Origin of the sequence: Kribbella sp. NPDC050281, assembly GCF_040655855.1 — a bacterium.
Lineage (GTDB): Bacteria > Actinomycetota > Actinomycetes > Propionibacteriales > Kribbellaceae > Kribbella.
The window spans coordinates 36,387-49,770 of sequence record NZ_JBFAKS010000057.1; the positions used below are offsets into that span (position 1 = coordinate 36,387).

Here is a 13,384-nt window from a genome sequence, read left to right on the forward strand (position 1 = left end):
GACACTCGATGCTCGTTGACATGCCCCTGGACCGGTTGCGCGAGTACCGGCCGGACCCGGAGGAGCCCGCAGACTTCGACGCGTTCTGGAAGCAGACACTCGAGGACGCGGCCGGCCACCCGATCGACACCCGGTTCAGACCGTACGCCGCACATCTGGCGACCGTGGACGTGCAGGACGTGACGTTCAGCGGGTGGAACGGGCAGCCGGTGAAGGCGTGGCTGCTCCTGCCGCGCCATCGCAGCGGACCGTTGCCCGCCGTTGTGCAGTACATCGGGTACAACGGCGGCCGAGGCATCCCGTACGAATGGCTGACCTGGAGCGCGGCCGGCTACGCCCACTTGGTGATGGACAACCGCGGCCAGGGCGGCGGCGGGAAGACGGTCGCCGACACCCCGGACGTCGCGCCGGACGGGCATGGGTCGTCGTCGCCTGGCTTCCTCACCCGAGGTATCGAGGATCCGCGCAAGCACTACTACCGACGGCTGATCACCGATGCGGTGCGTGCGGTCGACGCGGTCAAGAGCAGCCCTGACGTGGACAGCAATCGCGTTGCTGTCCTCGGTGGAAGCCAGGGCGGCGGGCTTGCCCTGGCGGTCGCCGGCCTGCGCGACGACCTGTCCGCCGCGATCGCCGACGTACCGTTCCTCTGCCACTACCGGCGGGCGTCGCAGATCACGGACAACGGTCCGTACGCCGAGATCGCGCGCTGGCTCAAGGGTCACCGGTTCGAGGTCGAGACAGCGATCAGCACGCTGTCCTACTTCGACGCCGTGAACTTCGCCGCCCGGGCGGTCTGCCCGGCGTGGTTCTCGGTCGCCCTGATGGACAACGTCTGCCCGCCGTCCACGGTGTTCGCGGCGTACCACCGCTACGCCGGTCCCGCGGAGCTGGAGATCTTCGCCTACAACGGGCACGAGGGCGGCGCGGAGTACGACCTGCCGCGCAAGCTCAGTGCGCTCGCCTCGGTCTTCGGCGCCGCCTGAACCGGACCAGGCACCACAGGATCAGGGCCGGCAGCCAGAGCACCAGCAACCACGGTCCACGCCACCAGCCGGAGCCGTCATCGCGCTCCGGCTGGTCGCCGGCCACGATGGGTCGTGCCGACGCGGACCAAGCGAGGAACGCATCCCCGATCGGCAGCGCGCCGAACAGGTACCGCTTGGTCTTCAGGCCGCTGATCGGCAGCCCGAGCAGATCGCCTTCCCGGCCGAGCCGATCGGCGAGCGGATCGTGCTGGACCTGGGCGGCGCCCATCGTGACCACGGTTGCGGACAGGCTGATGCCGAGGATCAACGGGCCGGAGTCGACATCCGCAACACCGTCGACGCCATCCGGATACTCCCGTACGCCGATCCCACCGACGAACCGGTCCCGGAAGATGTCGTACTGCGCCCGGGCGAAGACGGGATCGATCTCCACCAGGAACCGCTGGATGATGCTCTGCGACGAAGCTCGCGCACCGGTCGTCACCGGCGCGACCTGATGCGGGATGAGGCCGGTCCCCGGATCCAGCTTGGTCTTCACTGCCGCCACCCAGTTCGTCGCGATCCGGCCGAACCGCGGTGCCACCAGGTCGTCGTACAGGCGGAGGGAGGCGATCGCGACGGCCGAGTCGACCGGCCAGGCCTGACCCGGATACGCTTCCAGATAAGGGGTTTTCGCGGTCCGGAACGCGGTCGCGAGCTCGACGGATGCGCTGGTGAACTCGTCGAACTCGGCCGCGTCGGAGTGCTGGAGGGCGATCAGTCCGCCGCGCAACCAGTTCGTCCAACCCGCGTGGAAGACGCCGTACCGCGGGCGCAGGGATGCGTCGAAGACGGCGGTCCCATCCGGCGACTCCAGCCGGTTGAGCGCCCACCGTGCTTCGGTCGCCGCGTCGACGGACCGCTCCGGATCGGCGAGGCCGACCTGGACCCAGGTCAGCCCGTAGAGCACGTTGAGGAAGAAGTAGCCCTCCGGGAACTGCTTCTGGGCTGCGTGGTCCGCGCCACCTTCGATCTTGGCACGCAGGAACGCCAGCTGTTTGACCACGCCGCCGGTGGGATCGGATCGAGGAAGCACCAGGCGCGCGGTGCCCACCCCCGCCACCAGTGTGGCGATCACCGCGACGCCGATCAGGAGCTTGCGCAGCACCCGGATCAACCTAGAGGAAACGGGCAACCAAAGGCGGACCTGTGGGCGACCATCCGGTGACCGGACGGCTCAGGTACCGAGGGTCGACTCCCGCGTGACCAAGCGTGTCGGTAGCGCCATCTCGCCGGGGTGCGGTGAGCCCGCGATCGCGTCCAGCAGCAGGTTGGCGGTCCGCCGACCGAGCTCTTCCAACTCCAGGTCGACCGTGGTCAACGGCGGGCGGCTGGCGAGGGCCATGACCGACCAGTTGTCGTAGCCGGTGACCGCGATGTCGTCCGGCACCGATCGGCCGAGCTCGCGCAGGCGGTCGCTGACCCCGCGGGCAATCTGGTCGCTGCCGCACGAGACGGCATCGATCTCTGGGTTCGAACGCAGCAGTACGTCGACCGCATGCCGGCCCCACCGCTCGCTCCACTCACCGTGCATGGGTTCGCCGACGAGCGAACCGCCCGCGGTCGCGACCGCCGCGGCGGCGCGGACCTGCGCGCTGTGGTGCGTCGCCGGTCCAGTGATGTGTGCGATGCGCCGACGGCCCAACGACAGCAGGTGCTGCACTGTCGACGCAGCGCCGCCGTGGTCGTCCACGATGACCGAGACGTCGGCCGGGTCGGTCGACGGGCTGAACGCATACACGACCGGAATCGGTACGTCGATCGGTGCACGCGGCTCGGTACGTCGTCCGGTCACGATGATCCCGTCGACGCGGCGGGAGACCAGCGAGCGCAGATAGTGCTGCTCGCGCAGCGGGTCGTCCCGGGTGTCGCACAGCACCAGCGCCATCTCGCCGGCGCTGAGCGTGTCCTCGGCGCCGAGCATGATCGGGATGCTGAACCGGCCGGAGCTGTCCGTGGTGATCAGCCCGACCGTGAAACTCCGCCCGGACGACAGCGCGCGACCGCGGCTGTCCGGGGTGAACCCGAGTTGCTCGGCGGCCCGGCGTACTCGCTGTCTGGTCTCCTCGCGGAGCTGACCGGTGTCGTTCAGCGCCTTGGACGCCGTACTCGTGGAGACGCCGGCCAGCGCGGCCACATCCGTGATCCGGGGCAGCGAAGGACCGCGGGACGCCATCGGCAACTCCTTTCCGAACTTTCCGGAAACAGTACCTCATGAAGCTCGGTGTGACCGGATTTCGCCAGGTCCGAGGGGTTGACCAGGCTGCCGAAGCTCTCTAGCTTCATCAAGGAAAACGTATTCTGGATTTTCCGAGAAGCCCTCCCAGCCTCCCAGGAGTCACGCCCTATGAGCGCTACCCCGGACGCAGTCCACAGCTCCCGCAGCCCGGCCGCCGGCACCCGCGGCCGATGGCGCCCCGTCGGCCTCGCCGACGCGAAGATCACCGGCGGCTTCTGGTCGCCGCGCCAGCAGCGCAACGGCGACAGCGCCATCCCCAGCGGTCAGGACCAACTGGAGAAGGCCGGCAACCTGCAGAACCTCCGGCTCGCGGCCGGCATCGGCGAGGGCGAGGCGATCGGCCCGGTCTTCGCCGACTCCGACGTCTACAAGTGGCTCGAGGCCGCCGCCTGGGAGTACGGACGCAACCCGAGCGAGGAGTTGCTGCAGCGCCAGCGCGACCTCACCGCGATCGTGGCCGCGGCCCAGCGCGAGGACGGCTATCTCGACTCGGTCGTCCAGCTCCGGTACGGCGACGAGGGCCGCTACAAGCAACTCGTCTGGAGCCACGAGCACTACTGCGCCGGTCACCTGATCCAGGCCGCTGTCGCGCAGGTCCGCTGCACCGGCGACCGTGAACTGCTCGAGGTGGCGATCAAGCTCGCCGACCATCTGGTGGCGACGTTCGGCGATGGCAAGACCGTGGACGTGGACGGCCACCCGGTGATCGAGATGGCCCTCGTCGAGCTGTATCGGGAGACGGGGACGACGGCCTACCTCGACCTCGCCCGGTGGTTCGTCGACGCCCGCGGCCACGGCATCATCAGGAACCACGGCCACGAGCCGGCCTACTTCTCCGACCGTGTTCCGGTGCGCGAGGCAACCACCGTCGAAGGTCACTCGGTCCGCGCGGTCTACCTCGCCGCCGGGGCGACCGATGTCGCGGTCGAGACCGGCGACACCGAGTTGCTCGAGTCGCTCAAGCGGCAGTTCGCGCACATGTGGTCGACGAAGACGTACGTCACCGGCGGGCTGGGCGCGCGCTGGGAGGGGGAGGCGTTCGGCGACGAGTACGAGCTGCCCTCGGACCGCGCGTACGCCGAGACGTGCGCGGCGATCGGTGGGATCCAGTGGGCGTGGCGGATGCTGCTTGCCACCGGTGAGGCGTCGTACGCGGATGCGATCGAGCGGATGCTGTACAACGGATTCCTGGCCGGGGTGTCGCTCGCCGGGACTGAGTACTTCTATGTCAACGCACTCCAGTTGCGCGGCGGGGCGCACGCGGACAACGGCCGCAGCCCGGCACACGGCCGGCGCGGGTGGTTCGACTGCGCGTGCTGCCCGCCGAACATCATGCGCACGCTGGCCAGCCTCGACGGCTATCTCGCGAGCACCAGCGACGGCACCATCCAGATCCACCAGTACGCCGCCGGCACGCTCACCGCCGGCGATGTCACGCTGACCGTCGACACGGCGTACCCGTGGGACGGCGCGGTCGGGATCACGGCCAGTGGTCCGATCGCGGTGGAACTGCGGATCCCAGCGTGGGCGGAAGGTGCGACCGTCAACGGCAAGCCGGTGGATGCCGCCGGCTATGCACGCGTGGATGCGGCTGCTGGTGAGGTGATCGAGCTGAAGTTGCCGATGGCAACCCGCGTCGTCGGCGCAGACCCGCGCGTCGACGCGGTGCGCGGTTGCATTGCGCTGGAGCGCGGCCCGCTCGTCTATGCGGTCGAGCAGATCGACCAGCAGGCCACCGTTGACGATCTCCATCTGTTGCCCGGGGCCTCAGTTGCCGCGAGCCACGATGATCAGTTGCTCGACGGTGTCACCGTGCTGAGGACGCGCGGGCGAGCCGGCGCCGGTCATCGCGACGCCGTCTGGCCGTTCGCGACCGACAGCGCGGACGGGGTCGCCGACGAGGTCGACGTGGTCGCGGTTCCGTACTACGCGTGGGCCAACCGGGAGATCGGTGCCATGCGCGTCTGGCTGCCCAGGGCCTGACCATGTTCACCCGGCGGAAGTTCCTCGGTCTGACGGCGGCGACAGCCGCGGCCGGCGCCGTTCCGGGCTGCAGTTCTGTCCTGCCCGAACCCGACGTGCAAGCGGCCGGGTTCGGGCAGGAAGCCACCGGCACCGTGCAGGTGTGGTGCCGGGCGGCGACGCAGACCGGCCTGACCGACCTCGTGAAGAAGTTCAACGCGTCTCAGCAACGGCTCACCGTCGAGCTGACGCCGGTGCTGGACGCGCAGTACGTGACCAAGCTGGCCACCGCGATCCGCGGCCGGGGCGTGCCGGACCTGGTTGACATCGACGACATCAACTCGATGCTGTTCATCTACCGCGATGCGTTCACCGACCTGACCGAACCGCTGCAGGCGCTGGACTTCCGGGACAAGGTCAGCCCGGGGCACCTCCGGCTCGCGACCAAGGGCGACCGGGTGTTCGGAGTCCCGTACCTGGCCGACAACTCGATGTTCTGGTTCAACACCGAGCTGTGCGACCGCGCGGAGGTCGACCCGGACGAGGCGATCAAGTCCTTCGACAATCTGCTGGACGCGGCCCGGAAGCTGCGCAAGCTGGGCGACGACATCTACGCCTGGAGCTTCCCGGCGAACAGTCCGGGGGCGCTCGGGTTCGTCGTACAGCCGATGATCTGGGCGGCGGACACCGATTTGATCAAAGGCACGATCGGCGAGCAGTCCGGCAACATCGTCGGCAACGACGTGGTCCAGCGGATGCTCGAGCTGCACCGGCAGCTGTGGGTCGACGGACTGGTGCCGCGGGCGAACTTCTCCGACGATGCGTCCCGCTGGGGCAGCGACTTCCGGGCCGGCAAGGTCGGCATCTTCCCGTCGAACTACAGCGTGGTCGTGTCCGCGTCGGACGACAAGTTCCACCAGAAGGTTGCGCCCCGGTTGCTGTCCGGGCCGGACGGAGGTTCGGCGTTCTTCGACGGTGGCGACAACATGTGCATCCCGCGCGGCGCGAAGAACGCGTCCGGGGCCTGGGAGTTCGTCCGGTTCGCGCTGGACCTGCCGCAACAGATCGACCTGCCGGCGGGCGGCTACACGCCGGTCCGGTCGGATGCGAGAACGACGGAGTTCGCGAAGAAGTACCCGCTCGCGACGCTGCCGCTGGAGCGCATCTCGGAGGGCTACGCGCCGACGACGCTGTCTTACAACCTGCTCTACAACCAGCCGGACGGTCCATGGCTGCAGATGTTCCGCCGGGCCGTGTTCGACGGCGAGCTGGAGGCCGCCATGAAGGAAGCACAGCAGAACTACGACCGGATCCTGTCCCAGGGACAAGCATGAGTACGGACGTTGGAACCCGCCGTACGCACCGGCTCGACTCCGGCTCACGCAAGGCGGCCTCGGCCGGACGACGGGCCGGGCGCGGCTCACTCACCCATCCAGCCCGGACCGGCTTGCTCCTGGTGACGCCCGCCGTGCTGTTCGTCGGGGTCTTCGTGCTGGTGCCGCTGGCCTTCGCCGTGGTGATCTCGCTGACCAACTGGCCGCTGATCGGGACGGTGAAGTTCAGTGGGCTGAAGAACTACACCGCGATCGCCTCCGATGCGGCGTTCGCCAAGTCGGTCCTCTACACCCTGCTGTACACGGTCCTCGTGACCGGGCCGATTCTCGTGCTCGGGTACGCGCTCGCGGTCCTGGTACGACGTAAGCGCCGCGGCGCGACGTTGTTGCGGACGGTCTTCTTCCTGCCGTTCGTCGTCGGCCTCTCGACGTTGAGCTTCGTCACTGTGCTGGAGGCTCAGCCGGACAGCGGCGCGATCAACATCGTGCTCCGCAAGCTCGGCATCACCGACGGTACGACGGCCTGGCTGGTGGACGGACCGCTCGCGACCGGACTGATCTGCGTGCTGGTGATCTGGGGTGTCAGCGGGCTGACCATGATGCTGCTGATGGCCGGCATGCAGGCGATCCCCCGCGAGTTCTACGAGTCCTCTGAACTCGACGGCGCGACCTGGTGGCAGCAGGAGCGCGAGATCACCATCCCGGTGCTGCGCCGGACGATCGCGATGTGCGTGATCATCTCGGTGGTCGGCTCGCTGCTCGCGTTCACGCAGTTCTACATCCTGACCCGCGGCGGGCCGGGTACGGACACCACCACTGTCGTCCAGTACATCTACAACCGCGCCTTCGTCCAGCTACAGCTCGGTGCCGCGACCGCGCTGTCGATCGTGCTGGTGATCGTGGTCGGACTCGTCACCGCGGCCCAGTTCTGGCTGCTCCGGGAGAAGGACTGACGATGAGACTCAAGAACACCCTGTACGTCGTCGGCGGTGGCGGTGCCTTCCTGGTCTTCGCCGTACCGTTGCTGTGGGCCCTTTTCCGGTCGGTGCAGCCGAACGACGTGATCGTCGCGGCGCCGGATGCGTCGACGTTCTTCCACTTGACCTGGGACAACTTCCGGACCCTGATCGAAGGACCGGGCAATCTGATCCGGTCCGTCGGCAACAGTCTGATCGTCGCGTTGAGTACGGCGGTGCTGACCGCCGTACTGGCGACCTTGGCCGGGTACGGGTTCGCGCGGTTCCGCTTCCGCAGTGGGCCGTTGTTGTTCGCGCTCGTGGTGGTGTCGATGATGATCCCGTTCCAGGCGATCCTGACTCCGCTGTACCTGGAGATGAACGTCCTGCGGCTGACCGACAGCCTGCTCGGGCTGGTGCTGTTCTACACCACGGTGAACCTGCCGTTCGGCGTCTTCGTGATGCGCAACTCGTTCGCCTCGGTGCCGGTCGAGCTGGAGGACTCGGCCCACGTCGACGGCTGCGGCACCCTCCGCATGATCGGATCGGTCCTGCGGCCGCTGATCACACCAGGAGCCGCGACGGTCGCGCTGTATGCGTTCCTGGCCGCGTGGACGGAGTTCCTCGGCGCGCTGACGTTCCTCACCAAGGACGAGCTCTACACGCTGCCGGTCGCGCTGGTGAACGTCCAGGCCGGCGCGTACGGCGAGGTCAACTTCGGCTCGCTCGTCGCAGGCTCCGTCATCGCCATGATCCCCTGCGTCGTCCTGTACGTCGCCCTCCAGCGCTTCTACGTCACCGGACTGGCCTCCGGAGCCGTCAAAGGCTGACCCGCCCCGCCCGACCACAGCATCCCCGCCCGATCCAGCACACCAAGCCCGTGCCAATCCCAGCACACCAAGCCCCGCGCCGGGATTGGGATTGGGATTGGGGAGGCTGTCTGCCCGATTCGGGTGCGGGAGTCTCCCCGCTCGTGGTTGGGATCCTCCCCGAACCGGTTTGGGGAGGATTGTTGGCGGGGTGGGGTGCCGGGGCGGTTTGGGGAGGTCGTCTGCCTGAATCGGGCGCAGGAGCCTCCCCGGTTGGCGTCGAGATCCCCGGACCGGTTTGGGGAGGATCTTGGGAGGGCGGGGGTGGGTGAGGTGGGTTAGAGGCTAGGGCGGATCTTGTGGTCGGGGTGGGCGGCGGCGTGGGCGTCGGCCACCTCGCGGCACAGGGCCATCAGTTCGGTCTCGTTGCGAACCTGCTGCTTGGCCTGCGGGCCGAGGGCGGTGATGTGGTCGCGGGCCCTGAGCAGCCGCTGGAAGATCCGCTCTCGTTCGGCGGGGTCCTCGGTGTACTCCGCGTCCAGATAGGCGGTCGCGTCGCGGCGGATGTGGGCCATCGCGGTCTGGGTCCGGCCGCGGGTGCTGAACAGGGACGCGAAGATCGTGATCAGCAGGACGACCAGGATGACGACCAGGGACAGGCCGGTGCTGATCTCGACCACCTCGACGTGGTCGCCGCCGTTCACGAACGGCAGGTTGTTCTCGTGCAGCGCGTGCAGGATCAGCTTGGCGCCGATGAACGCGAGGATCGCGGCCAGCCCGAAGGACAGGTAGATCAGCCGGTCCAGCAGCCCGTCCAGCAGGAAGTACAACTGCCGCAGGCCGAGCAGGCTGAACGCGGTGGCGGTGAACACCACGAACACGTTCTGGGTCAGGCCGAAGATGGCCGGGATCGAGTCCAGCGCGAACATCAGGTCCGTGCCGCCGATCGCCAGCATCACCAGCAGCATCGGCGTCATCATCCGGCGCCCGTCGACCACGGTGGTCAGCCGGTCGCCGTCGTACTCCTCGCTGGTGCGGAACAGTTTCCGGCTCAGCCGGACCACGATGTTCTGGGCCGAGTGCGACTCCTCGGTCTCCGGTTTGAGCATGTTGCCGGCGGTCACCAGCAGTGCGATCCCGAACAGGTAGAACACCCAGGCGAACGTGTTCAGCAGCGCCGACCCGACGAAGATGAACCCGGCGCGGGCGATCAGCGACACCACGATCCCGACCAGCAGCACCTTCTGCTGGTTCTCCCGCGGCACCCGGAAGCTGGTCATGATGATCAGGAACACGAACAGGTTGTCGACCGACAGCGCCTTCTCGGTGATGTACCCGGCGAAGTACTCCGAGCCCATCGCCGTACCGCCGAAGACGAACGTCCCGAGGCCGAACAGTATGGCGATGCCGACGTACACGGTGGACCAGATCGCGGCCTCCCGCAGCGTCGGCACATGCGCCGACCGGACGTGGAAGAAGTAGTCGAACAACAACAGTGCGACGATGCCGAGCAGGGTCAGCACCCAGACCACCGGGGACACGGCCATGGGCTCAACCCAACCACGGCGGGTCCGCCTCTCAAAACCTCTCAGAAATTTGCCTAAAAGGCATCTTTGCACTTTCGGCAAACTTTGCTACCGTCGTGGACATGGCCGTCGGGTTGCGGGAGCGGAAGAAGCAGGAGACGCGGATCGCGTTGAGCTGGGCGGCCGTGCGGCTGACGGTCGAACGGGGCCTGGCCAACGTGAAGATCGAGGACATCGCGGCCGAGGCCGGGGTCTCGCTGCGGACGTTCCGGAACTACTTCTCCAGCAAGGCCGAGGCGATCGCCGCCCGGGAGGTCGACCGTAGCCTGCGGATCGCCGACGAGCTGCGCGCCCGGCCGGCCGACGAGCCGCTGTGGACCGCGATCCGGGCGTCGATCGGATCGGAGTTCGCTCTCGGCGAGACGGGTCACGGCGGCGAGCAGCCACCGGACGAGCGGTGGCTGGCCGGGATCCGGCTGATGGTGACCGAGCCGTCGTTGCAGGGTGAGCTGGCGCGGGCGTATGCCGCGGCGGGTGCGGAGTTCGCCGACGCGGTCGCGGATCGGACCGGGACGCACGGCTTGTATCCGCGCCTGGTCGCCGAAGTCGTCGGTTCAGCCCGGGCGGCGGCCATCGCCGAATGGCTGCGTGCCGATCCGCCGCGGTCGATGGCCGACCTCCTGTCGGAGGCCCTCGACCTGGTCAGCGCAGGTCTCCCCGAACCCGAACAGCACTAGGACCCACACCTCAAGAAGACCCCCGGCGCCGCCGGGGCGGTGAGTCACGCCAACTTTCCTTGGAAGGACACCTGTCATGGATGCCGATGTCGTCATCGCCGGGGCCGGACCGAACGGCCTCATGCTCGCCTCCGAACTGCGGCTGGCGGGAGTCCGGCCGATCGTGCTGGAGCGCCTACCCGAACGCAGTGAAGTGCCGCGGGCCAACGGCCTGGTCGGCCAGGTCGTCCGGATGCTCGACCGTCGTGGCCTGTACGAGCGCCTGAGCGGTCGGTCCGGCCCGCCGGAACCGCAGCCGGGCTTCGTGTTCGCCGCGATGCCGCTGCACCTCAGCCAGCTCGACGACAACCCCGTCTACTTGTTGCCGGTCCCGCAGCGCCGGATCGAGGAAGTCCTGCAGGAGCGCGCCCTGGAACTCGGTGCCGAGATCCGCCGCGGCCACGAGCTCACCGGTCTGAGCCAGGACCCGGACGCGGTCACGGTCACGGTCGAAGGTCCGGACGGCAGCTACGAACTGCGCGCCCGCTACCTCGTCGGCGCCGACGGCGGCCACAGCCTCACCCGCAAGCTCGCCGGCATCGACTTCCCCGGCGTCACCAACGACGCCATGGTCTCCCGTACGGCGAACGCCTTCGTGCCGTCGGAGTACGTCGACCCGGCCACCGGCGTACTGACGATCCCCGGGTACGGCGTGATCGCGCCGTTCATGCATCACCGCAACGAGCGCGGACTGTTCGTGTACGCGCCGTTCGCGGACCGGCTGCCCGCGATCAGCACCGGCGAGTGGGACGACGCCCCGGACGGTGAGATGACGTTCGAGGAGTTGCAGGAGAGCGTCGACCGGGTGCTCGGCGTACACCTGCCCTTGACTCCGCCGGAGGGTGACGGTCCGCGCTTGCTGCGGCGGGTCACCGGTGGGAACAGCCGGCTCGCCGACAGATTCCGCGAGGGCCGCGTGCTGCTGGTCGGGGACGCCGCCCATGTGCACTCGGCGATCGGCGGACCTGGGCTGAACCTCGGCCTGCAGGACACGATCAACCTGGGCTGGAAGCTCGCCGCCGAGCTGCAGGGCTGGGCGCCTGACGGACTGCTCGACACCTACGAGTCGGAGCGTCGGCCGGTCGGGCAGCGGGTGGTCATGCAGACGCAGGCGCAGTCCGCGCTGATTGCCCCGGGCAACGAAGTGACCGCGTTGCGAGAGCTGTTCGGTGAGCTGTTGTCCGAGCCGCGGAACGTGCAGCGGATCGCGGACCTGATCACCGGCGCGGACATCCGCTACCACGACGGCCCGCATCCATTGGCCGGTCGGTGGGCGCCGGACCTGCGGGTGGATGGCACCCGGCTTGCCGAGTTGACCCGGACCGGTCGTCCGCTGTTGCTCGATCTCACCGAGGGTGCGTCCTTCGCCGCGACGGTGAGCACGGATCGGATCGAGGTCGTCACCGGTCGCGGTGAGTCGCTGATCGCCTTGCTGATCAGGCCGGACGGGTACGTCGCCTGGGCCGCGGACCACGACGGTGTCGCGGAGCAGGAGGGCCTGCGTACGGCGCTGGCCCGGTGGTTCGGCGTACGCGCGGATCAGGAGCGGCCGTTGACCAGCGCGACCAGATAGCGGCAGGGATCCGTCGCCGGGTTGTGGAACTTGGTCGGCGTCGGCGGCCCGAGCTGGAGGCAGTCGCCGGTGTGCAGGTCGTGGATCACCGGGCCTTCGTGGAAGCGGAGATGGCCGTCGAGGATCCAGAGTTGCTGGTACTTGAAGATGTAGGCGTCGGGCGGATACGAGACCGAGGCGCCGGGCGGCAGCTCGACCTCCACCAGCTCGAGTGGGCTGTCGGTGATCGGCGACACCGCGCGGCGGCGGTATCCGGTCGCCGGGTCTGTCCACACCGGTTGGTCGGCGGCGCGGCGGAGTAGGTCGTCGGTGTTCTCGGCGCGGGCGACCAGCTCGGACAGCGTCATACCGAGGGCGCCGGACAGCCGGCCGAGCAGGACCGCGGTCGGCTGGGCCTCGCCGCGCTCGATCTTGCCGATCATCGCGCGGGACACCCCGGATCGATCGGCCAGCGCGTTCACGGACAGGTCCTGCGCGACCCGGGCAGCCTGCACGGTCGCGGCGAGCGAAGCGGAGAGTTCGTCAATCACCTTGCCACTATAGCGGCAGTTGTGGCTACTATCGTGACATGCCAAAGATCAGAGACGCCTCCGAGCTCGACGGCCCTGCCTGTGCGGCGATCTACACGCCGTACGTCACCGACACCGCCATCACCTTCGAGACCGAACCGCCGACGGCCGCCGACATGGTCGACCGGATCGCGAGGGCACAGGCGACCCACGCCTGGCTGGTGCTCGAGGAGGAAGGCGACGTGACCGGGTACGCGTACGCCGGTCCGATGAAGCCGCGCGCGGCGTACCGCTGGTCCTGTGAGGTGAGCGTCTATCTCGAGCTCGGCCGGCGCCGGACGGGTGGCGGCCGAGCACTCTACGAAGCGTTGTTCGAGCGGCTGACCGAGCGTGGATTCCGGACGGCGGTCGCCGGGATGACGCTGCCGAACGACGCCAGCGTCGGACTGCACAAGGCCATGGGCTTCGAGGAGATCGGTACCTATCGGCGGATCGGCTGGAAGCTCGGCGGCTGGCACGACGTGCACTGGCGGCAGCGCCCCCTCGCCATCCTCCCGGACCCGCCGGCGGAGACCCGCTAGTTGTACCCGGTCATGAGGTTGGTTGCAGTCTGGTGATGGGTGGTCGGCCGCCGAGTGCGGTGTGTGGGCGTTGAGTGTTGTAGTGGTTGAG

General features: G+C 68.5%; 13 protein-coding genes. 8 read left to right on the forward strand and 5 right to left on the reverse strand.

Annotation, left to right across the window (positions count from 1 at the left end; genetic code table 11):
- The first annotated feature begins 8 nt into the window (after positions 1 to 8).
- On the forward strand, positions 9 to 986 hold the full coding sequence (locus AB0I34_RS40135; RefSeq protein ID WP_360456535.1) for an acetylxylan esterase: 978 nt from the start codon (positions 9 to 11) through the stop codon (positions 984 to 986).
- Here AB0I34_RS40135 and AB0I34_RS40140 read toward each other — a convergent pair.
- Together AB0I34_RS40140 and AB0I34_RS40145 are read right to left on the reverse strand one after the other, a co-directional pair.
- Positions 952 to 2,136 (reverse strand): hypothetical protein, encoded by a 1,185-nt coding sequence (locus AB0I34_RS40140; protein WP_360456538.1) that lies wholly within the window; start codon positions 2,134 to 2,136, stop codon positions 952 to 954. The two genes, AB0I34_RS40135 and AB0I34_RS40140, sit on opposite strands and share 35 nt — an antisense overlap.
- A 69-nt stretch (positions 2,137 to 2,205) precedes the next feature.
- A complete protein-coding gene (locus tag AB0I34_RS40145; protein WP_360456541.1) occupies positions 2,206 to 3,204 on the reverse strand; it encodes a LacI family DNA-binding transcriptional regulator in 999 nt (332 codons plus the stop codon).
- Between the two features lie 171 nt (positions 3,205 to 3,375).
- On the opposite strand from AB0I34_RS40145, the gene AB0I34_RS40150 reads away from it, so the two are divergent.
- The 4 genes from AB0I34_RS40150 to AB0I34_RS40165 are packed head-to-tail and all read left to right on the forward strand — an operon-like array spanning position 3,376 to position 8,349.
- On the forward strand, positions 3,376 to 5,250 hold the full coding sequence (locus AB0I34_RS40150) for a beta-L-arabinofuranosidase domain-containing protein (protein WP_360456544.1): 1,875 nt from the start codon (positions 3,376 to 3,378) through the stop codon (positions 5,248 to 5,250).
- A gap of 2 nt (positions 5,251 to 5,252) precedes the next feature.
- Complete coding sequence (locus AB0I34_RS40155) at positions 5,253 to 6,563, forward strand: extracellular solute-binding protein (RefSeq protein ID WP_360456547.1); 1,311 nt, start codon at positions 5,253 to 5,255, stop codon at positions 6,561 to 6,563.
- The gene (locus AB0I34_RS40160) at positions 6,560 to 7,516 is read left to right on the forward strand and encodes a sugar ABC transporter permease (RefSeq protein ID WP_360456550.1); all 957 of its coding nucleotides are present in this window, start codon (positions 6,560 to 6,562) and stop codon (positions 7,514 to 7,516) included. Before AB0I34_RS40155 ends, AB0I34_RS40160 begins: the two co-directional genes overlap by 4 nt.
- A 2-nt stretch (positions 7,517 to 7,518) precedes the next feature.
- A complete protein-coding gene (locus AB0I34_RS40165; protein ID WP_131361139.1) occupies positions 7,519 to 8,349 on the forward strand; it encodes a carbohydrate ABC transporter permease in 831 nt (276 codons plus the stop codon).
- Between the two features lie 317 nt (positions 8,350 to 8,666).
- Here AB0I34_RS40165 and AB0I34_RS40170 read toward each other — a convergent pair whose 3' ends face one another.
- Positions 8,667 to 9,875: a TerC family protein gene (locus AB0I34_RS40170; protein WP_360456554.1), complete on the reverse strand. Its 1,209-nt coding sequence runs from the start codon at positions 9,873 to 9,875 to the stop codon at positions 8,667 to 8,669.
- A 101-nt stretch (positions 9,876 to 9,976) separates the two neighbouring features.
- Between AB0I34_RS40170 and AB0I34_RS40175 the strand changes: the two genes are divergently transcribed.
- The gene (locus AB0I34_RS40175; RefSeq protein WP_360456557.1) at positions 9,977 to 10,591 is read left to right on the forward strand and encodes a TetR family transcriptional regulator; all 615 of its coding nucleotides are present in this window, start codon (positions 9,977 to 9,979) and stop codon (positions 10,589 to 10,591) included.
- Between the two features lie 76 nt (positions 10,592 to 10,667).
- Complete coding sequence (locus tag AB0I34_RS40180) at positions 10,668 to 12,203, forward strand: FAD-dependent monooxygenase (protein WP_360456560.1); 1,536 nt, start codon at positions 10,668 to 10,670, stop codon at positions 12,201 to 12,203.
- Here AB0I34_RS40180 and AB0I34_RS40185 read toward each other — a convergent pair.
- A complete protein-coding gene (locus AB0I34_RS40185; protein ID WP_360456563.1) occupies positions 12,170 to 12,733 on the reverse strand; it encodes an XRE family transcriptional regulator in 564 nt (187 codons plus the stop codon). The two genes, AB0I34_RS40180 and AB0I34_RS40185, sit on opposite strands and share 34 nt — an antisense overlap.
- A gap of 38 nt (positions 12,734 to 12,771) precedes the next feature.
- Between AB0I34_RS40185 and AB0I34_RS40190 the strand changes: the two genes are divergently transcribed.
- Positions 12,772 to 13,293 (forward strand): N-acetyltransferase family protein, encoded by a 522-nt coding sequence (locus AB0I34_RS40190; RefSeq protein WP_360456566.1) that lies wholly within the window; start codon positions 12,772 to 12,774, stop codon positions 13,291 to 13,293.
- 10 nt (positions 13,294 to 13,303) lie between these two features.
- On the opposite strand, the gene AB0I34_RS40195 is transcribed toward AB0I34_RS40190, so the two are convergent.
- Positions 13,304 to 13,384, reverse strand: an 81-nt coding sequence (locus tag AB0I34_RS40195; RefSeq protein ID WP_360448981.1) for an integrase core domain-containing protein, incomplete at its 5' end; no start/stop codon positions are given.